This is a genomic window from Demequina sp., from assembly GCF_047975725.1.
Taxonomy (GTDB): domain Bacteria; phylum Actinomycetota; class Actinomycetes; order Actinomycetales; family Demequinaceae; genus Demequina.
The window spans coordinates 38,489-56,542 of the sequence record NZ_JBKEED010000007.1 but is presented as its reverse complement, the minus strand read 5'-3'; the positions used below and the strand labels follow the sequence as shown (position 1 = coordinate 56,542).

Below are 18,054 nucleotides of genomic sequence, written 5' to 3'. Positions count from 1 at the left end.
CCGTACCGTAGGGGGGCTTTTTTGTTGGGGCGGCGACGCCGGGACCTGCGGGTGACACCCGGACTCAAGGAGCTAGCGATGACCGATCTCACGGTTGAGGTCTACGACACCACGCTGCGCGACGGCGCGCAGCAAGAGGGCATGAACCTGTCCGTCGCGGACAAGATGGCGATCGCCCCGCTGCTGGATGAGCTGGGCGTGGGGGTTATTGAGGGCGGCTGGCCGGGAGCCGTGCCCAAGGACACGGAGTTCTTTGCGCTCGCGGCCAAGGAGCTGACGTTCCGCAACGCCCAGCTCGCGGCGTTTGGCATGACGCGCAAGGCCGGCTCGACGGCAGCGGCCGACCCTCAGGTGCGCGCGCTGCTGGATTCCGAGGCGCCCATCATCACGCTGGTGTGCAAGTCCGACATCCGGCACGCGGAGCGCGCGCTGCGCGTCGAGGCCGACGAGAACTTGCGCATGATCGAGGAGACGGTCGCGTTCCTGGTGGGCGAAGGCCGTCGCGTGATCATGGACGCGGAGCACTTCTTCGACGGCTATGAGTTCGATGCGGACTACTCCCTGCGTGCCCTACAGGCCGGTGTGAGCGGGGGAGCGAGCACGCTGTGCTTGTGCGACACCAACGGCGGCATGCTGCCCGACGACGTCGCGCGCATTGTCGCGCAGGTCGCCGCTCAGGTGAGTGCGCCGCTGGGCATGCACGCTCACAACGACTCGGGCTGCGCTGTCGCCAACTCGATGGCGGCCGTCGCCGCGGGCGCGACCCACGTGCAGGGCTGCGTCAACGGCTACGGCGAGCGCACCGGCAATGCCGACCTCATCGCGATCGTGGCCAACCTCGAACTCAAGCGAGGCGTGAGCGCCCTCAAGGCCGATGGCCTGGCCGAGTCGACCCGCATCTCGCACGCGGTCGCAGAGATCACCAACATCGCGCCCTTCGCGCGCCAGCCCTACGTGGGCGCGAGCGCGTTCGCGCACAAGGCGGGGCTGCATGCCTCGGCGATCCGCGTGGACCCCGACCTCTACCAGCACCTTGACCCCGCACTCGTGGGCAACGACATGCGCATGCTGGTGTCTGAGATGGCCGGGCGGGCGTCGATCGAGCTCAAGGGCAAGGAATTGGGCTTTGACCTCGCGGGCCAGAACGAACTGCTGGGCCGCGTGACGGAGCGCGTCAAGCACGCCGAGGCCGCGGGCTACACGTTCGACGCCGCCGACGCGTCGTTCGAGTTGTTGCTGCGCTCGGAACTGGGGGAGAGCCCCGCGTACTGGGACGTCGAGACGTGGCGCGTGCGCGTGTCCTCGAAGCCTGGCGACCCCACCGACGCGGACGCGGAGGCCATCGTCAAGCTCCGGACCAATGGCTCGCGCTACGTCACCGTGGGCGAAGGAAACGGCCCCGTCAACGCGCTCGACCACGCACTGCGGACCGCGCTCACCGGCGCATACCCCGAGATCGAGGACTTCGAGCTCACCGACTTCAAGGTGCGCATCATGGAGGCCTCCCACGGCACCGATGCGACCACCCGCGTGCTCATCACCACCGTCCACCGGGAGACCGGCGAGACGTGGCGCACCGTCGGTGTGGGCCCCAACATCATCGAGGCCTCGTGGGAGGCGCTCGCCGACTCGCTCGTCTACGGGCTGCTGAAGGCGGACGTCGCGCCGCGCTAAGCGCCTGGGTTAGTACGCAAGCCTGCGTGCGCATCGGCCCTCAAGAAGCGGGGGACAATGGTGGCCATGCACGGTGAGTACAAGGTTCCTGGCGGCAAGCTCGTGGTGGTGGACGTCGACACGGTCGATGACGCGCTCACGAACGTGGTGATTTCGGGGGACTTCTTCCTCGAGCCTGCGGAGGCGATCGCGGACATTCGCGGCGCGCTGACGGGGCTGCCGGCGACCGCATCGGTGGCTGAATTGACCGCCGCCATCCAGCGCGCCGCTGGCCCTGACACCCACTTTGTGGGGTTCACGCCGGAGTCGGTCGCGATTGCGGTGCGCCGTGCGCTGGGCCACGCAACGGGCTGGCACGACCACGTGTTCGAGGTGCTGCACGACGAGCCTCGCCATCCTCACATGCAGATGGCGCTCGACGACGTGATCAGCCGCGCCGTTGCCGACGGCAAGCGCGGCCCCACGCTGCGCATTTGGGAGTGGGCGTCGTCTGCGGTGGTGATTGGGTCGTTCCAGTCGCTGCGCAACGAGGTGGACCCCGAGGGTGCGGCCAAGCACGACATCACGGTCACCCGTCGCGTGACTGGTGGCGGCGCCATGTTCGTCCAGCCTGGTAACACCATTACCTATTCGCTGTCCGTGCCGCCCTCGCTCGTCGAGGGCTTGAGCTTCGAGCAGTCCTACGCGTTCCTCGATGACTGGGTCCTGGGTGCGCTGGCGGACGTCGGTATCCGGGCGCGCTACGTGCCGCTGAACGACATCGCATCCGACGCTGGCAAGATCGCCGGCGCAGCGCAAAAGCGGTACGCCTCGGGCGCGGTGCTGCACCACGTCACGATGGCCTATGACATCGACGCAGACGCGATGATGGAGACCCTGCGCATTGGTCGCGAGAAGATGTCGGACAAGGGCACCAAGAGCGCGAACAAGCGCGTGGACCCGCTGCGCAGCCAGACCGGCATGGCCCGCGCGGATATCATTGCCGCGTTCCTGAACCACTTCGCGTCGCGGTACTCGACGGTGGCCGCTGGCGTCTCGCCAGACGAGGTCGCGGAGGCCGCCGCGCTGGTCGAGTCCAAGTTCTCGACGCCCGAGTGGATTGGGCTGGTGCCGTAGCGGGCTGCGCCTGACGGCGCGTCCGGCAGCGCTACAGCGCGACCCCAATGAGCGAACCGATCGCGTAGGTGATGGCCATCGCGACCGAGCCTCCGATCACGTTGCGAATCACCGAGCGGCGCCGCGGCGAGTGAGCCCAGCGTGCAGCGGCGTAGCCCGTGAGTGCGAGCGCGACCATGACCGCCGTGTACGTCGCGGGCACCTGGGCCGTGGTCGGTACGAGCAGAATCGTCAGCAGCGGCAGCAGTCCGCCCAGCGTGAAGGCGCCGAGCGACGCGAACGCCGCGTGCCAAGGGTTGGTGATCTCCTCGGGGTCGATGCCCAGGTGCATGCGCGCGTGGATGGCGACGGGGTCGTGCGCGGTCTGCTCGATGGCCGCGCGCCGGGCCGTCTCTTCGCTCATGCCCGTTTCCATGTTGAGTTCGACCAACTGCTCGAGTTCGTAGTCGGGTCGCACCTGGTGCCAGCGGCGTTCGCGTCGCAGTTGCGATTTCTCGGCGTCCGACTGCGAGGACACGGACACGTACTCGCCCACGCCCATCGACAGGGCGCCCGCGGTGAGGCCCGCGACGCCAGCGGCGAGGATGGCTCCGTGGTTGTCGGGGGTGGCGGCGGCGACACCGATCACGAGGCCGGCCACCGACACGATTCCGTCGTTCGCGCCGAGCACCCCCGCCCGCAGCGCGTTGAGGCGGCGAGTCACGGAGTCCTCGTCAATGTGCAGGGGATCGGGTGCGGCCATGGGGCCAGGTTAGGACGGCTCGCGAGCGAGCGCTAGGAAGGTTTGCCTGGCTTTCGGTGCACCGAAAGCCCTGGTAAGGCTGGCAATAGGCGCTCGCTCCGGAGGGCCGATGCGCGGGCTGGCTTACGAGGTGCGGCTGCGAACCGTCGTGCTCACCAGGAACGTCAGGAGGCCGGCCCACAGAACAATTCCGGCGACGGCGCCTCCAGCGAGACCCCAGAACGAGCCGATCATGCAGCCGACGGCGGCCGCTCCCATGGCGAAGGCTGAGTCCGCGAAGGCGTGGGTGAGGATGCGGTCGTCGCGCTCGTCTGCCATGCCGTTGGCGGCACGCGAGGCGAGCCCGAACCTGGGGCCGAGCGTCCACAGGAGGGCGGCGGCGACCAGGGTGATCGAGCCGCCGATGATGGCGCCCTTGCCCACGGAGTCGTTGCCCGTCGCGTAGGCGACGATGGCGATGAGGGTCACGGCGGCTGCACCGCCCACGAAGCCGCCGACCTTGGCGGCGAGAGGGGCGGGAGGCTTGCTGGTGCTAGTCGACATGGAAGATCTCCTCGATGGTGGTGGCAAAGTGGGAGGCGATCGCGAAGGCGAGGGGCAGCGACGGGTCGTACTTGCCGTTCTCGATCGAGTTGATGGTTTGGCGCGAGACGCCGAGCGCCTCGCCCATGGCGGCCTGCGACAGCCCGGCGGCTTCGCGACGTTCGCGAAGGTCGTTGCGCATGTGGTCTCCCTCCAGCGGTCCCGACGAGTCAAGGGTGCTTGACGTGACAAGGATGCTTGACGTCAGCCCGCGTGTCAAGGGTGCTTGTCATCGAGCGGCAAGCGCCTGTTCTGCGACGGCAAGCGCCGGCCGGGAAGGCTGCGTTACTGCGGCCCGACGTGAAGGATCTCGAGCACCGGTGCGCCCGCCTCGTCAGAGGCGTCCAGGTCTACGCGCGCCGTGATGGCCCAGTCGTGGTCGCCGTCGAGGTCGTCGAGCACCTGGCGCACCAGCCAGGCACCCTCGGGGAGCACAGCGTCAGGGGCCGCGGCGAGCGCCGCCGCGGCGGCGCCGTCTGCATGGTCCCCACCGGGCTCGACGAACGTGACCAGGGAAGCCGAACGCGCATCGGCGCTGATGCCGATCGCCCGGTCACCTTGCGCGACAAAGAGGGCGTCGAGGGCGTCCCTCCATGCCTCGGCGCCCCACCCGGCCGCGCCGTCGAGGCGGCCGAGCGCGTCGTAGTCCTCGCGAGCGGCGAGTTCGACGCGAAGGAACATGGCGTTGCGCACCAGGCGGCGCAGCACCCGCTGGTTGCCCGTCATGGGGCGTGCCGGGCCGGCGGCGTTGAAGGCGCCGACGCCCTGCGCGGCGGGATCCGCGTCATCGGCGACCACCGCGTCGGGGTTCATGAGCCGCTCCCACTCGTCCAGCAGGGAGGAGTCGGTGGCGCGCACGAGTTCGCCCAACCAGTCGGTGATCGCGACCACCTCGTCGGTGCGGTGCTCCGCCGGGACGGTCTGGCGCAGTGCTCGGTAGGCCTCCGCCAGGTACCGCAGCACCACGCCCTCGGTGCGCTCAAGCCCGTAGGCGGAGACCAGGTCTCCAAAGGACATGGCCTTGTCGAGCATGTCGCGCACCACGGACTTGGGGGACAGTTCGGCGTCAAGAATCCACGGGTTGGCGCGGCGGTACAGCACGAACGCGGGCTCCAGCAGGTCCGCGAGCGGACGCGGCCACGTGACCTCCTCGAGCAGCTCGAGGCGCTCCTCGTATTCGATGCCGTCGGCCTTCATCGCCGCGACCGCCTCGCCGCGCGCCTGGTGCTGCTGCGCGAGCAGAATCTGGCGCGGGTCAGACAGCGTGGACTCGATCACGGAAACCACGTCGAGAGCATGGTCTGGCGATTCGGCGTTGAGCAGGTCCATCGCTGCCAGCGCAAACGGCGACAACGGCTGATTGAGCGCAAAGTTGCGCGGCACGTCGATGGTGAGCCGCACGGACGGGCGCTCGCCCCGGGGGTGGCTGGGGTCGGGCACGCGCACGCGTTCGACGACGCCCGCCACTCGGAGCGAACGGTAGATGCGCAGCGCCTGCCGCATATGCGCAGAACGCTGGGCCTCTGTCTCGTGAAGGGCTTCCAAGAGAGCACGCATCGCGAGCACGGGGTCTTGGGCGGGCCGCCCGGTGAAGTGGTCCTCGACGCCGCGTGCGAGCACGTTGAGCACCATCGCGTGCGTCACCGCAAACGACGAGGTGAGCGGCTCGGGAGGTGCGTCGCGCAGGCGCTCAAAGGTCGCATCGGTCCAGTTCACGGAGCCCGCCGGGGCGGACTTGCGCACAATCTTCTTGCGCTTCTTGGGGTCGTCGCCGGCCTTGGCGAGGGCCTTGCGGTTCTCGATCACATGCTCGGGAGCCATGACGATCACCTCGCCCTCGGTGTCGAAGCCCGCGCGCCCCGCGCGGCCCGCAATCTGGTGGAACTCGCGCGCCGTGAGGTGGCGCATGCGCTCGCCGTCGTACTTCACCAGCGAGGTCAGCAGCACGGTACGGATGGGAACGTTGATGCCCACGCCTAGCGTGTCGGTGCCGCACACGACTTTGAGCAGGCCCTGCTGCGTCAGGCGCTCGACCACACGGCGATACTTGGGCAGCATGCCCGCGTGGTGCACACCAATGCCAGCGCGCAGGAATCTCGACAGGGTCTTGCCAAAGCCCGTGCCAAAGCGGGTGCCTTCCAGCGCATCGGCAATGGCATCGCGTTCGGAGCGTGAGGCGACCTGCATGCTGAGCAGGGCCTGCGCGCGCTCGACGGCGTCCTTCTGGGTGAAGTGGACGACGTACACGGGTGCGCGGCCGGTCTGCACCAGCTTCTCGACCACCTCGGGCAGCGGGTCGAGCGAGTACTCGAAGCTCAGCGGCACGGGGCGTTCGAGGGTCGTGACCTCGGCAACGGCGCGATCCGAGCGGCGCTCCAGGTCCTCGACGAGCCACGACGTATCGCCCAGGGTCGCCGACATCAGCACCATCTGGGTGTGCGGCAACTCGAGGAGCGGCACCTGCCACGCCCAGCCGCGCTGCGGGTCCGAGTAGAAGTGGAACTCGTCCATGACTACGAGCGCCGCGTCAGTCGCCTCGCCGTCGCGCAACGCCAGGTTGGCCAGGATCTCCGCGGTGCAGCAGATGATCGGGGCGTCGGCATTGACCGCAGAATCACCCGTCATCATGCCCACGTTCGCGGTGCCGAAAATCTCGATGAGCGCGAAGAACTTCTCGCTGACCAGCGCCTTGAGCGGAGCCGTGTAGAAGGTGCGCCCGCCCGTGCCCGCCTGGTGCGCCGCGAGGGCGGCAAAGTGCGCGCCCGCGGCGACCAGCGACTTGCCCGACCCTGTGGGCGTGGCGAGGATCACGTGCGAACCGGAGACGATCTCCATGAGCGCCTCGTCCTGGTGTGGATACAGGCTCAGTCCCTGGTCCTGCGCCCATTCCGCGAAGGCCTCGTAGAGCGCGTCGGGGTCGGGTGAGGTGCCCGGCACCGTGTCAGGCAGGCGGGCGAGCAAGGGGGCAGGTGGCGTGGTCATCCCCACCATTGTCCCGTGCTCGGCCTCTGGTCAGGGCCGATGCGCATGGTGGCCTTGGCTGAGTGAGCGTCACGTGCCTCGTGGCCGGGAAAACGCGGGATCCGTGAGCGTGAGTTGCCTCGTTGGGGAGGGGGCTGGGGTGGGGCGAGCGGAAGGAGCCGGTGCTGGGGGTTACGGGCGGGGGCCCATCACGGCCGAACCTAGGCGCACGATGGTCGCGCCCTCCGCGATGGCCCACTCGAGGTCGCCCGACATGCCCATCGACAGGTGCCAGGCCTCGCGCAGCGGCAGTGAGCCGCGCTCGGACAGGATCAGCGCCTGATCACGGATCTCGCGCAGGCGGCGGTAGCCAGCACGCACGTCCTCCTCGACGGGGGAGTTCAGCCCGATCGTCATGAACCCGGTGACGGTCAGTGCAGGCAGCGCAGTGACGGCGGCCGCGAGGTCGAGCGCCTGCGCCGGGTCAACGCCCGCCTTGCTGTCCTCGCCGGAGACGTTGACCTGGATCATGACGTCGAGGTCGCGCTCGGCTTCGAGGCACAGGCGGGACAGACGCTCGGCGAGTGCGAGCGAATCGACGGTCTGGACACAGGTGGCGTACTCGACTGCCGTCGCGGCCTTGTTGCGCTGGAGTTGCCCGATCACGTGCACGCGCGCGCCGGCGGCCCGCAGCGCGTCACCCTTGATGGCGAGTTCTTGCATGCGCGACTCGCCCACGAGCGTGCCGCCTGAGCGCACCACGGCGGCAGCGGCGTCAGCGTCCCAGGCCTTGGTCGCCACCAGCACCTGGACCCCGGAACCGGCGCGGCCGACCATTGCCTCGGCCACATGGACGCGCGCCTTGGCCTCGGCCAGTGCGGCGGCGTAGTCGTGGTCTGCGGGGGCAGCGGCGAGCGGGGTCATGAGTCCTTCCCGATGGGGGCGGTGACGGCGCCGGTCAGGCGCACCAGGTCGTGAGGGGACAGCGAGATGTCGAGGCCGCGCTTGCCGCCAGAGACGTACACGCGGGGCAGGTCCAGCGCCGACGAATCCACCACTGCGGGCAGGCGCTTGCGACCGCCGAGCGGCGAGATGCCTCCGACGACGTACCCGGTGGCGCGCTCGGCGTCCGCGGGGCTCGCCATGACGGCGCGCTTGGCGCCCACGGCGTGAGCGGCGGCCTTGAGGTCGAGCGAGCCCGACACTGGAACGATGCCCATGGTGAGGGTCGAGTCCGCCACAAAGCACAGCGTCTTGAACACCGCTTGCGGTGCCACGCCGAGCGCCGCAGCGGCCTCCAAGCCGTACGACAACTCAGAGGCGGGATCGTGCTCGTAGGGGTGCACGCCGTGGTCCACGCCAGCGGCCACGAGCGCGGCGATCGCGGGGGTCGAGGCGGATTCCTTGCGCGGCATGGGCCCCAGTGTGCCCTATCGTGGCGGCGTGACTGAGCCCCAGAAGACCCGCGTGGACATGTGGACCGACGGCGCCTGCAAGGGCAACCCCGGACTAGGCGGCTGGGGTGCGTGGATGAAGGCCGGTGGGCGTGAGCGCGAGTTGTTCGGCGGCGAGCGCGACACCACCAACAACCGCATGGAACTCACGGCCGTCATCGAGGGTCTCAAGGCGCTCAACCGGTCGTGCGAGGTCACGCTGCACGTGGACTCCCAGTACGTCATGAACGGCGTGAAGTCGTGGATGAAGGGCTGGAAGCGCAACGGCTGGAAGACGGCCGACAAGAAGCCCGTCAAGAACCAAGAACTGTGGATGGCTCTCGACGAGCAGGTCGCTCGCCACCAGGTCGAATGGGTGTGGGTCAAGGGCCACGCGGGCGACCCCGGCAACGAGCGTGCGGACCAGTTAGCGAACAAGGGCGTCGACTCCGTCCGCTAACCCGGCGCAGCCGCCCACCTCGGCCCCCCACCCCCCCTGTGGCCCTCGCCCCACCCCTGCCTGGTTGATACCCGTCTCGACGCGATTCACGCCCGACCTGCGTCCCTGATACCCGGCAGCGCGCTCTTGTAGCCTGCTGGCGTGAGTGAGCCCGGCCTACCGTCGACGATCGCGAGCGCGGTCGAGCACCGGCTCGAGATCAAGCGCTCGGTGTTTCTGACGCGGCTCACGCCCGTGGCCACCCTCGATGAGGCCGATGCGGTGGTCGCCGCCATCCGCAAGGCGGACTGGGATGCGCGTCACCATTGCACCGCGCTCGTCATCGGCCCACACGGCGAGCGGCAGCGCTCTTCGGACGACGGCGAACCCGCAGGTACCGCAGGCGTGCCCATGCTCGAGGTGTTGCGCCACCGTCACGTCACGGACGTGGTCGCCGTGGTGAGCCGCTGGTTCGGTGGGGTGAAGCTCGGAGCGGGTGGGCTCGTGCGGGCGTACGGCAACGCGGTGGCCGGCGCCCTCGACGAGGCTCAGTGGGTCGATCGCGTCCCGCTCACGTCACTCACGCTCGAGGTGCCTCACGCTGACGCCGGGCGGGTGCTCGCGAGCCTGCACACCTGGGCCGATGCGCAAGGGGCAGTTCTCGACGATCCCGTTTACGCGGCGACGGCTCTGCTGGGGATGCGTGTCGCTCCCGAACAGGTCGAGGCGGCACGAGCGGAGGTGGCTGCGATCACCGCAGGCGCGATCGAGGCGCGCGTGGGCGACACGAGCATCGTCGATCGTCCGCGCTGAGCCCGTACGCGAGAATGTGCCCATGCCGCTCGATACCCGCACGCTCGCGTGGCCTGGACTTGTGGTCATCGGCCTGGCGTGCCAAGAAGCTGGCGCGGCCGTCGCGGTCCACCTGATCCCCGACGTGGGTGCGTGGGGCGTGGTGGCCATGCGCCTGGCGTTCTCGGCGCTGGTGCTCATGCCTTTCGCGCTCGTCAGTCTCCGCAGGGGCGCGCGCATCGCGTGGCCCGCCGTGTTCGCCTTTTCCGCCTCACTCGCGGGTATGAACCTGTTCTTCTACCTCGCCCTCGCGCGCATCTCGCTCGGCATCACGGTCACCATCGAGGTGCTGGGCCCGCTCGCGCTGTCGGTCATCGCGAGTCGAAGTTGGCGCGGCGCGCTGTGGGCGGGCCTCGCGGCTACCGGAGTGGTCTTGCTTGGCGGGGGAGCGCATGACCTCGACCCGTGGGGAGTGCTGTTCGCCGCCGGCGCGGCCGTGATGTGGGCCGCCTACATCCTCACGGCGCGCGCCGCGGGAGCCACGATGCCGGGCGTGGTGGGCCTCGCTCTCGCGATGGCCGTGGGTTCGGTCGTCGTGGTCCCCCTCGCGGGAGTCGTTGTGGGGGCCGCGCTGTTGTCGCCGCGTGCCCTTGCGCTGGGTCTCGCCGTCGCCGTGCTGTCCTCGGCGATCCCGTACGCCATCGAGCTCACCGCGCTGCGCCGCATGAAGGCGGAGACCTTCGCAATCCTGCTGGCGCTCGCGCCCGCGATCGCCGCGCTCGCCGGACTCGTGTTGCTCGACCAGTACCTCACCTGGGCGGTGGGCGCCGGCATCGTCCTCGTGACCGCTGCGGGCATGGGCGCGGTGGTGTCAGCGGGCCGCCGCGCCGTGCCTGCGACCGAGGAGGCCACCGTCGACGCCGTGGCCGAAGCGGATTCGCACGACTAGCGCGCACCACCTTGCGCGAGGGCCGAGAGTCCTGATCCGACCCCCGCGTAACCCGCCTAGACTGACCAACGATGAGCACGACGACGCGCCTGCTACGCCGCCCTCGCCAGGGGTCCGCGGTGCGTTGGGGCGTGCTCGTGGCACTGCTCGTGACCGCAATCTTCGCGTGTGCCGGCGCCTCCCACCTGAGCGCCACCACCGCCTCCGCCCAGCCCGCCTCCCATCACGCCGATGCGGTGGTCGCGACCAGCGCACACGCGCCAGCAGCGGCAGTGAGCGGCGCCTTCGCTGCGACGCCAGCAGGGGCAGCAGACTGCGCCACGTGCGCGGACCACAGCGAGGCAGCAGCGGCGTGCCTCATGATCGTCGTCACGGTGGTCGCGATGGTCGGGCTACGCCTGGACGCCATGCGCCTGCAGACGCAACCGATGGCCCGCCTCGCTGAACCGGTCGCGCGCCTGCGTCGTGCGTTGACCGCTCCGAGCCTCACCACCTTGTGTATCTGTCGGACGTGAGCGGCACCGGCGTGGAACGCTCGCCTCTGCGCTGAGCAGCCCACGCCTCCTGGCGCCGCCAGTGGCGCCGCGCGTTCGCGCGCGCTTGCACCCGCATCGGCCGGGCTTGCCATGCCCGCCGTGCACACACTCGTACAGAACCCAAGGAATGACATGTTGACTTTCACCACCCGTACCGCCCGCCGCGCCGTCGCCGTCGTGTCGACCACCGCGCTGCTCACCGTGGGGCTTGCCGCCTGCTCGGGCACCCCAGAGGCCACGGAACCCGCTCCGACGCCCACCGAGATCGCCACGCCCGAGCCCACCTCGACGGCCGCCCAGGAGATTCTCGAGCCCTTCGGCTTCGCCGACCTCAGCGCCAAGGAACTGGTCGACACGCTTGACGCCCAACCGCTCGAGGAGCGGCCCGCGGACCTGCGCGTGTCGATTCGTCCCGACGAACTGTTGGTCTCCGACGCCTCCGGTGCTGAGGCCGCGATGCCCATGCCGCAAGACGCGTTCTATGTCTCGCTCGCGCCCTACGTCGACAGCACTCACGAGTGCTACTTCCACTCGCTGACCACCTGCACGGGTGAGATGCAGAATGTCCCGATCGACGTGCTCGTCACCGATGCCGAGACCGGCAAGGTCCTCATCGACGAGGAGATCACCACGTTCGCCAACGGGTTCCTGGGCCTGTGGTTGCCGCGTGACCGCCAGGTCGAGGTCACCTTCGAGTCCGAGGGCCGCTCCGCGACCACGACGCTCGACACCTCCAACCCGGATGACGCCACGTGCGTCACCACCATGCAGTTGGCGTAGCCCGGCCGATGCGGGTGGCGGCTCCCCGAGGGGGGTCGCCACCCGTACGGGTGGCGTCGCGCTGGCCCTGGTCTACGCGTAGCGCGCACCGGATCGCGGAAAGTGGGCGAGGTCTACGCGAACCGGTGAGGGGGGAGGGGGCTAGTCGAGCAGCGCTTCGCACACCGCTAGCAGGCGCTCGCGCAAGGGCGTGGCGCGCGCGGCGAATTCTCGCTGGCGCTTGGCGTATTCGGCCTTGCCTTCGGGCGTCTCGACAGCGATGGCAGCAAGCCCGTAGCTCGACACGTCGTAGGGGGAAGCCTGCATATCGACGTACCGCACGTCCCGCGCCAGCGTGAACGCATCCAGCAGCAGGTCGCCGGGCGCGGCGGGTCCAAGCTTGAGGGTCCACTTGAACAGGTCCATGGTGGCGTGAAGGCAGCCGGGCTGCTCCATGTCCACCTGGTTCTCGCGGGTCAGGCCATGCGTGTTGCGCGGCGCGGCCGGCGGCGTGAAGAAGCGGAAGGCGTCAAAGTGCGTGCACACCAGGGGGTTGGCCTCGACGGCGGCGTCCGTGCCGTCCTGACCCAGACGTAGCGGGAGCGGGTGGCGCAAGTCGTCGGCCGCCCGGTAGACCATGGCCCATTCGTGCATGCCAAAGCAGCCAAACACCGGCCGCCGTCCCATCGTGGCGGTCACCAGGGCACGCACGTAGCGCACCGCGGTGAGGCGTGCGGTGAGGTACGCCTCGCGGTCGAGGGCGGTCACGCCGTTGCGAGTGCCGTACCAGCGCCTGTCGCCCCAGGCGTCGTCCGCCTCGAGCGCGATGCCCACGCCGGGGTGCCATATGCGCAGGTGGCGCGGCTTGAGCGCGTAGTAGTCGAACAGGAAGTCCTCGATCGCGTGGCGTTCGCCGCGGGAGACTCGCTCGCGTCGGCCTGCGGTCAGGTCATCGGCGCGGGCCTCGTGCGCCTGGGCCTGGGCGCTCCAGTCCGCGACGGACAGCACCGTCCCTGCGGGCGCGCCGGGAGCGGGCGCTGGCGAGGTGGTCGAGGCGGGCACGCCCCTATTGTCGCGCGGGTTCTGGCTGCGCTGCGGCCGCGGACTGCGCGCTGTCCCACCAGTCGAGGACACGCATGGCGCGCAGGGTGATCCACCGCGAGCCCTCGCCGACTGCCTCGAGCGGGAAGTGCATGCGACCCCTGTGCACGCGCTCCAGGCACCAGCGTCCGTCCGGCCCGCACTTGGACCGCAGAATCTCGATGGCGTCGGCGGCACGTGGGTCAGGCGCGCGGCCCGCGCAGCGCAGGTGGTCGAGTCCGCGCAGGATGTCGTAGTGCCACTGCGGGGGAAAGGCCAGGTCCAAGAACCGCGCGGCCGCTGGCTCGCCCGTGGCCAGGCGCCTGAACATCCCACGCTCGAGCAGGTACTCCTCGCCCCCGCGCAACGCGGCGTCGACGGGCACGCGGCCACCGGCCGCCGCGTATGCGGCGAGACCCTCGAGCGCGTTGATGGTGGTGTCAAAGCTCGACACGGCCGATGCGTGGGGCGCCTCGCAGTTCCAGCCACCGTCGGGCAGTCGCTCGGCCAGCAGCCGCTCGACGATGGGGGAGGCGTCGCGGCCCAGCCATGCGCACAGCGCCACGGTGCGCCCGTTGATGCACGGCTCCACCTCGCCATCGAAGAACGGCTGTCCGGCGTGCTCCCAGACCACGGAGGCCTCGACGCGATCCGCCGCTGCAGCGACCACCGGATCCGCCGCGTCGGCTCCCATCGCGCACAACAGCGTCAGCGTGGGATAGGTGGCCGTCCACGGCTGACCTTCGTTCTCGTACAACTCAGCGGAGAACTCGCTGGGAAAGCACGCGCCACCGTCCCAGCTGCCGTCAGGAAGCTGGTGGGCGATCAGCCGAGCGCCCCAGCCCTCGTGCGCTACGCGCTCGCGATGTGCTGCGACGTGATCGTCCGGGGCGTGTTCGAGATCGCTGAGCGTCTGCCAGCGAATCGCCGGGTCGCCAGCCAGGAGCCACTCGAGCACATCGTCGCGCTGGGGGACCATCCCTTGAGCGTAAGTCCGCGACGCGCGAGTCGCGCGGGGTTCACCGTCAGGCCCGCGCGGCCTGAGCGGAGGGAACCGCGCGCTGTGCCGCCGCGTTCGACGCCACTGTCAGCACGCGCTCGAGGGGCCCTTGGCCGAGGAAGTGGCGCCACACACACGCGAACGCGACGAGTGAGACGGACAGCGCCACGTAAGCCACGTTCGAGGGTTCCGTGATGATCTCGTTGCCGACCACCGCGATCACGATCAGGTGCAGCGTGTACAGCGTGAGCGCCATCGACCCCGCCGTACGCAGAGGCCATAGCGCGGTGCGCGCACGTCGCGTGACCCACAGGCACACGCCGATGACGAACGCAGCAACGCCAATGTTCTGCGTCATCTCGACGGGGGTGTAACCGTGCGGCGCCCATGACAACCACAGGTCGTACTCGTGTTGCCCGCCGGTCGCGAGCCACGCGCCGCCCCGCACGACGCACGCCGTCGCCAAGCCTGCGACCGTGAGCCAGCCAGCCGTCGCATCGGCCCTCAGTGGCAGCCGCCCGATCACGATGCCTACCAGGATGTAGGCCATCCACACGGGAGCCGGGTAGCAGTAGGACCACAGGGTGTCGAGGATGGGTGTGGCGTACAGATCCCCGGCTGACATGGCGAACTCGCCCAGTTCGCGCGCCGCCCAGCCGCCGGCGATGACCAGCACGCCAGCCACCGACAGCAGCACGCTCGAGCGGACCCGGATCAGCGGCGCGGCCATGAGGAACATCACGCCCAGCGAGGTGAGGATGACCGCCACATAAGTCTCGAGCGAGGTCAGCACCAGGCCCAGCGGGATCAACAGCGCGCCGCGCACGGCGATCTTCACTCGCGTGGCGCGTGCGTGGTCGCGCGTGACGTCGCGCAGCGCGACCGTGCCACGGCTGGTCAGCATGAGGGTCATCGACACTCCCGCGAGCACCGCGAACAGCGACGAGGGGAGGCCGTGCGAGATTGCCAGCCAGCCCCAGCCGTCCGCGTCAGAGCGTGTGCCCTCGTCGCCGATATGCGCTCCGACCATCCCCAGGATCGCGACGGCGCGCGCCACATCGAGTCCGTCAATGCGCGCCACGCGCTGCGCGACGGCGAAGTCGGTCACGGCGCGGCGCACTCTGCCAGGACGGTCTGCCCCCAGCGGTAGTGGTTGCCCAGGCACTCGTGGGCGACCATGCCGAGCGATTCGCCGCCCAGCCATGCCCGCGCATCGGCGTCAAAGAGCCGCTCGTCGCTGAGCTCCCTGATCGCCTCGATCATCTGCGAGTGGCTGCGCACGAGGAGGTCGCGCACCTCTCCATACGGCCGATGCGCATGCTGGGTGAGCAGCGAGACGTTGAGGTCTTCGAGGCGGTCCCACCCGTAGTCGGGGGAGGGGAAGGCTGGCGAGTCGCCCGCGGCATCCGCGTCGACCCAGCCCAGGAACAGCACGTGCCAGCCGTGCAGGTGTGACAGCACGTCCGCGACCCGGTCGCCGCGGAACTCGGCGGTGACCGCGTGATCGGGCAGTGCATCGGTGTGGTGCAGCAGCGCGGCGAGTTGAGCGTCGGCGTCGGCGATGAGCGCATTGGCGCTGGAAGGCGTCATGTTCGCATCGTACGGCCGATGCCGTGGCGCGTACATGGTGGCGCCATTCGTGGGCCAAGCGGGGCCCGGCGCGGCACTCATCGGACGGCTGACCGGTGCGCCAGCGACTAGGCTGAAGCCCATGCGCATCGCGAGATTCACGACTGGTGACGAGCCGCGGTACGCGGTCGTCGACGGCGATCCAGGCCACGAGGAGCTGGTGGTTCTCACCGGCGATCCCATGTATACGCCGGGGGAGGTGACCGGCGAGCGCGTCCCGCTGACGGACGACGTTCGCCTGCTGGCACCGGTCATTCCGCGTTCCAAGGTGATCTGCCTGGGCAAGAACTACGAGGCTCACGCCAAGGAGATCCCGCACCGCGGCCCCGCGTCCGAGGTTCCGATCCTGTTCCTCAAGCCCAACACCGCCGTGATCGGCCCCGACGACCCGATCGTGCTGCCCTCGTACTCCGAGGACGTGCAGCTCGAGGCCGAGCTCGCCGTGGTGATCGGACGCCTGTGCAAGGACGTCGCGCCCGAGAACGCCGAGCAGTACATCTACGGCTACACCTGCGCCAACGACGTGACCGCTCGCGACCTGCAGCGTGCCGAGGACCAGTGGTTCCGCGCCAAGGCGTTCGACACGTCGCTGCCGCTGGGTCCATGGATCGAGACCGACCTGGCCGTCGACGATGCGCAGATCTCCTCGCGTATCAACGGCAACGAGGTCCAAAGCGGCAACACCCGCGACATGATCAGGGACGTCACCGAGGCCGTGGCGATGGCCTCCGAGGTCACGACCCTGCTGCCGGGAGACATCATCCTCACAGGCACGCCGTCCGGCGTGACCACACTGAACCACGCAGACATCGTGGAAATTGAGATCGAAGGGCTGGGAGTGCTGCGCAATCCGGTGATCCGCCGATGACGGATACGACGACCACTGAGGTGAGGGTGCGGTTCTGCCCGTCGCCCACGGGAACCCCCCACGTGGGGCTGATCCGCACCGCGTTGTTCAACTGGGCCTACGCCCGTCACACGGGCGGCAAGCTGATCTTCCGCATCGAGGACACGGACGCCGAGCGCGACTCCGAGGAGTCCTACCTCCAGCTGCTCGACGCGCTGCAGTGGCTCGGCATCGACTTCGACGAGGGTCCCGGCGTGGGCGGCCCGTACGCGCCGTACCGTCAGTCGGAGCGCCACGACCTGCACCTGGATGTCGCGCGTCGCCTGCTCGAGGCCGGCTACGCCTACGAGTCCTTCTCGAGCCCCGAGGAGATCGAGGCGCGTCACAAGGCCGCTGGCCGCGACCCCAAGCTCGGCTACGACGGCTTTGACCGCGACCTGAGCGACGAGCAGAAGGACGCCTTCCGTGCGGAGGGCCGCGTGCCGGTGATCCGCGTGCGCATGCCCGACGAGGACATCACGTTCACCGACCTCATCCGTGGCGAGATCACCTTCAAGGCCGGCTCGGTGCCCGACTACGTCATCGTGCGAGGCAACGGCGTGCCGCTGTACACGCTCGTGAACCCGGTCGACGACGCGCTCATGGACATCACTCACGTGCTGCGTGGCGAGGACCTGCTGTCCTCGACGCCGCGTCAGATCGCGCTGTACCGCTACATGGTCGAGTTGGGTCTCGCGCGCCTGGTGCCCGAGTTCGGTCACATGCCGATGGTCACGGGCGAGGGCAACAAGAAGCTGTCCAAGCGTGCCCCCGAGTCGAACCTGTTCCTGCACCGCGACCGCGGTTTCGTTCGCGAGGGACTGCTCAACTATCTCGCGTTGCTGGGCTGGTCCATCGGGCCCGACCGGGACGTCTTCACGCCCGAGGAGATGGTCGCGGCGTTCGACATTCGCGACGTGAACCCCAACCCCGCGCGCTTTGACCTCAAGAAGGCCGAATCCATCAACGGCGACCACCTGCGCATGCTGCCGGTGGGCGAGTTCGTGAACCGCATGGTTCCTTACCTTCACGCCAGCGGGCACCTGTCGAGCGCGGACACCCGCGAGCTCACTCCCAACGAGGAGCAGATCCTCGCCGAGGCCGCTCCGCTGGTGCAGACGCGCATGCAGCTGCTCGGTGAGGCTCCAGGGATGCTCGGGTTCCTCTTCACGGGCGACGACGAGTTGCCCTACGACGAGGCCGCCATCGCCAAGCTGCCCGACAACGCTGCCGAGGTTCTCGACGCGGCGGTCACGGTGCTTGAGGGCCTGGAGGACTTTGGCCCGGAGGCTCAGCAGGAGGCGCTCCAGAGCGTGCTCGTGGAGCAGATGGGGATCAAGCCGCGCTTCGCCTATGGACCGCTGCGAGTGGCCATCACCGGTCGGCTGATTTCGCCGCCGCTGTTCGAGTCGATGGAGATCCTGGGCCGCGAGCACGCGGTCGCTCGACTGCGTCGCCTGCGCGCCTCGCTGTAGG

At 69.4% G+C, this 18,054-nt stretch carries 19 protein-coding genes; 9 read left to right on the top strand and 10 right to left on the bottom strand.

The annotated features are described in order from the left end of the window. The first annotated feature begins 78 nt into the window (after nucleotides 1-78). A complete protein-coding gene (gene cimA, locus ACK5NO_RS01590) occupies nucleotides 79-1,674 on the top strand; it encodes a citramalate synthase (protein WP_416810915.1) in 1,596 nt (531 codons plus the stop codon). 66 nt (nucleotides 1,675-1,740) lie between these two features. Continuing rightward, the gene (locus tag ACK5NO_RS01585; RefSeq protein WP_416810914.1) at nucleotides 1,741-2,790 is read left to right on the top strand and encodes a lipoate--protein ligase family protein; all 1,050 of its coding nucleotides are present in this window, start codon (nucleotides 1,741-1,743) and stop codon (nucleotides 2,788-2,790) included. Nucleotides 2,791-2,821: 31 nt separating this feature from the next. On the opposite strand, the gene ACK5NO_RS01580 is transcribed toward ACK5NO_RS01585, so the two are convergent. The 6 genes from ACK5NO_RS01580 to ybaK form a co-directional block, all read right to left on the bottom strand. Then, on the bottom strand, nucleotides 2,822-3,532 hold the full coding sequence (locus tag ACK5NO_RS01580; RefSeq protein ID WP_416810913.1) for a VIT1/CCC1 transporter family protein: 711 nt from the start codon (nucleotides 3,530-3,532) through the stop codon (nucleotides 2,822-2,824). Between the two features lie 123 nt (nucleotides 3,533-3,655). Further along, the gene (locus tag ACK5NO_RS01575) at nucleotides 3,656-4,075 is read right to left on the bottom strand and encodes a hypothetical protein (protein WP_416810912.1); all 420 of its coding nucleotides are present in this window, start codon (nucleotides 4,073-4,075) and stop codon (nucleotides 3,656-3,658) included. Beyond that, nucleotides 4,065-4,256: a helix-turn-helix transcriptional regulator gene (locus ACK5NO_RS01570; RefSeq protein WP_416810911.1), complete on the bottom strand. Its 192-nt coding sequence runs from the start codon at nucleotides 4,254-4,256 to the stop codon at nucleotides 4,065-4,067. Before ACK5NO_RS01570 ends, ACK5NO_RS01575 begins: the two co-directional genes overlap by 11 nt. A gap of 143 nt (nucleotides 4,257-4,399) precedes the next feature. Then, a complete protein-coding gene (locus tag ACK5NO_RS01565; protein WP_416810910.1) occupies nucleotides 4,400-7,096 on the bottom strand; it encodes a DEAD/DEAH box helicase in 2,697 nt (898 codons plus the stop codon). A 171-nt stretch (nucleotides 7,097-7,267) separates the two neighbouring features. Next, entirely contained in the window at nucleotides 7,268-7,999 is a 732-nt protein-coding gene (locus ACK5NO_RS01560) for a YggS family pyridoxal phosphate-dependent enzyme (RefSeq protein ID WP_416810909.1), read from the bottom strand. Then, a complete protein-coding gene (ybaK, locus tag ACK5NO_RS01555) occupies nucleotides 7,996-8,490 on the bottom strand; it encodes a Cys-tRNA(Pro) deacylase (protein ID WP_416810908.1) in 495 nt (164 codons plus the stop codon). The genes ACK5NO_RS01560 and ybaK overlap by 4 nt, the downstream gene beginning before the upstream one ends. A gap of 58 nt (nucleotides 8,491-8,548) precedes the next feature. Here ybaK and rnhA point away from each other — a divergent pair, with 58 nt between their 5' ends. From rnhA to ACK5NO_RS01530, 5 genes are all read left to right on the top strand, one after another. Next, complete coding sequence (rnhA, locus tag ACK5NO_RS01550) at nucleotides 8,549-8,968, top strand: ribonuclease HI (protein WP_416810965.1); 420 nt, start codon at nucleotides 8,549-8,551, stop codon at nucleotides 8,966-8,968. A gap of 141 nt (nucleotides 8,969-9,109) precedes the next feature. Then, nucleotides 9,110-9,760, top strand: a complete 651-nt coding sequence (locus tag ACK5NO_RS01545; protein ID WP_416810907.1) for an IMPACT family protein — start codon at nucleotides 9,110-9,112, stop codon at nucleotides 9,758-9,760. A gap of 22 nt (nucleotides 9,761-9,782) precedes the next feature. Beyond that, entirely contained in the window at nucleotides 9,783-10,688 is a 906-nt protein-coding gene (locus ACK5NO_RS01540; protein ID WP_416810906.1) for an EamA family transporter, read from the top strand. 71 nt (nucleotides 10,689-10,759) lie between these two features. Beyond that, the gene (locus ACK5NO_RS01535) at nucleotides 10,760-11,203 is read left to right on the top strand and encodes a hypothetical protein (RefSeq protein ID WP_416810905.1); all 444 of its coding nucleotides are present in this window, start codon (nucleotides 10,760-10,762) and stop codon (nucleotides 11,201-11,203) included. 153 nt (nucleotides 11,204-11,356) lie between these two features. Further along, nucleotides 11,357-12,004 (top strand): CueP family metal-binding protein, encoded by a 648-nt coding sequence (locus ACK5NO_RS01530; RefSeq protein WP_416810904.1) that lies wholly within the window; start codon nucleotides 11,357-11,359, stop codon nucleotides 12,002-12,004. A 141-nt stretch (nucleotides 12,005-12,145) separates the two neighbouring features. Here ACK5NO_RS01530 and ACK5NO_RS01525 read toward each other — a convergent pair whose 3' ends face one another. The 4 genes from ACK5NO_RS01525 to ACK5NO_RS01510 are packed head-to-tail and all read right to left on the bottom strand — an operon-like array spanning nucleotide 12,146 to nucleotide 15,653. Then, nucleotides 12,146-13,045, bottom strand: a complete 900-nt coding sequence (locus ACK5NO_RS01525) for a 3-methyladenine DNA glycosylase (protein ID WP_416810903.1) — start codon at nucleotides 13,043-13,045, stop codon at nucleotides 12,146-12,148. 4 nt (nucleotides 13,046-13,049) lie between these two features. After that, complete coding sequence (locus tag ACK5NO_RS01520; protein ID WP_416810902.1) at nucleotides 13,050-14,042, bottom strand: hypothetical protein; 993 nt, start codon at nucleotides 14,040-14,042, stop codon at nucleotides 13,050-13,052. A gap of 46 nt (nucleotides 14,043-14,088) precedes the next feature. Further along, nucleotides 14,089-15,171 (bottom strand): heparan-alpha-glucosaminide N-acetyltransferase domain-containing protein, encoded by a 1,083-nt coding sequence (locus ACK5NO_RS01515; RefSeq protein WP_416810901.1) that lies wholly within the window; start codon nucleotides 15,169-15,171, stop codon nucleotides 14,089-14,091. Continuing rightward, nucleotides 15,168-15,653 (bottom strand): ClbS/DfsB family four-helix bundle protein, encoded by a 486-nt coding sequence (locus ACK5NO_RS01510; RefSeq protein ID WP_416810900.1) that lies wholly within the window; start codon nucleotides 15,651-15,653, stop codon nucleotides 15,168-15,170. The genes ACK5NO_RS01515 and ACK5NO_RS01510 overlap by 4 nt, the downstream gene beginning before the upstream one ends. A gap of 121 nt (nucleotides 15,654-15,774) precedes the next feature. Here ACK5NO_RS01510 and ACK5NO_RS01505 point away from each other — a divergent pair, with 121 nt between their 5' ends. Both ACK5NO_RS01505 and gltX read left to right on the top strand, forming a co-directional pair. Then, nucleotides 15,775-16,560 carry a fumarylacetoacetate hydrolase family protein gene (locus ACK5NO_RS01505; protein ID WP_416810899.1) on the top strand — a complete coding sequence of 262 codons (786 nt, stop codon included), beginning with the start codon at nucleotides 15,775-15,777 and terminating at the stop codon, nucleotides 16,558-16,560. Then, nucleotides 16,557-18,053, top strand: a complete 1,497-nt coding sequence (gltX, locus tag ACK5NO_RS01500) for a glutamate--tRNA ligase (RefSeq protein WP_416810898.1) — start codon at nucleotides 16,557-16,559, stop codon at nucleotides 18,051-18,053. The genes ACK5NO_RS01505 and gltX overlap by 4 nt, the downstream gene beginning before the upstream one ends. The last annotated feature ends 1 nt before the right edge of the window (nucleotide 18,054 follow it).

Bases quoted from the DNA above. Each gene is read 5' to 3' on its own strand.
- ACK5NO_RS01570 (WP_416810911.1), bottom strand. From the start codon at position 4,256: ATGCGCAACGACCTTCGCGAACGTCGCGAAGCCGCCGGGCTGTCGCAG.
- ACK5NO_RS01520 (WP_416810902.1), bottom strand. From the start codon at position 14,042: ATGGTCCCCCAGCGCGACGATGTGCTCGAGTGGCTCCTGGCTGGCGAC.
- ACK5NO_RS01530 (WP_416810904.1), top strand. From the start codon at position 11,357: ATGTTGACTTTCACCACCCGTACCGCCCGCCGCGCCGTCGCCGTCGTG.
- cimA (WP_416810915.1), top strand. From the start codon at position 79: ATGACCGATCTCACGGTTGAGGTCTACGACACCACGCTGCGCGACGGC.
- ACK5NO_RS01540 (WP_416810906.1), top strand. From the start codon at position 9,783: ATGCCGCTCGATACCCGCACGCTCGCGTGGCCTGGACTTGTGGTCATC.
- gltX (WP_416810898.1), top strand. From the start codon at position 16,557: ATGACGGATACGACGACCACTGAGGTGAGGGTGCGGTTCTGCCCGTCG.
- ybaK (WP_416810908.1), bottom strand. From the start codon at position 8,490: ATGCCGCGCAAGGAATCCGCCTCGACCCCCGCGATCGCCGCGCTCGTG.
- ACK5NO_RS01575 (WP_416810912.1), bottom strand. From the start codon at position 4,075: ATGTCGACTAGCACCAGCAAGCCTCCCGCCCCTCTCGCCGCCAAGGTC.
- ACK5NO_RS01560 (WP_416810909.1), bottom strand. From the start codon at position 7,999: ATGACCCCGCTCGCCGCTGCCCCCGCAGACCACGACTACGCCGCCGCA.
- ACK5NO_RS01565 (WP_416810910.1), bottom strand. From the start codon at position 7,096: ATGACCACGCCACCTGCCCCCTTGCTCGCCCGCCTGCCTGACACGGTG.
- ACK5NO_RS01580 (WP_416810913.1), bottom strand. From the start codon at position 3,532: ATGGCCGCACCCGATCCCCTGCACATTGACGAGGACTCCGTGACTCGC.
- ACK5NO_RS01510 (WP_416810900.1), bottom strand. From the start codon at position 15,653: ATGACGCCTTCCAGCGCCAATGCGCTCATCGCCGACGCCGACGCTCAA.
- rnhA (WP_416810965.1), top strand. From the start codon at position 8,549: ATGTGGACCGACGGCGCCTGCAAGGGCAACCCCGGACTAGGCGGCTGG.
- ACK5NO_RS01585 (WP_416810914.1), top strand. From the start codon at position 1,741: ATGCACGGTGAGTACAAGGTTCCTGGCGGCAAGCTCGTGGTGGTGGAC.
- ACK5NO_RS01505 (WP_416810899.1), top strand. From the start codon at position 15,775: ATGCGCATCGCGAGATTCACGACTGGTGACGAGCCGCGGTACGCGGTC.
- ACK5NO_RS01535 (WP_416810905.1), top strand. From the start codon at position 10,760: ATGAGCACGACGACGCGCCTGCTACGCCGCCCTCGCCAGGGGTCCGCG.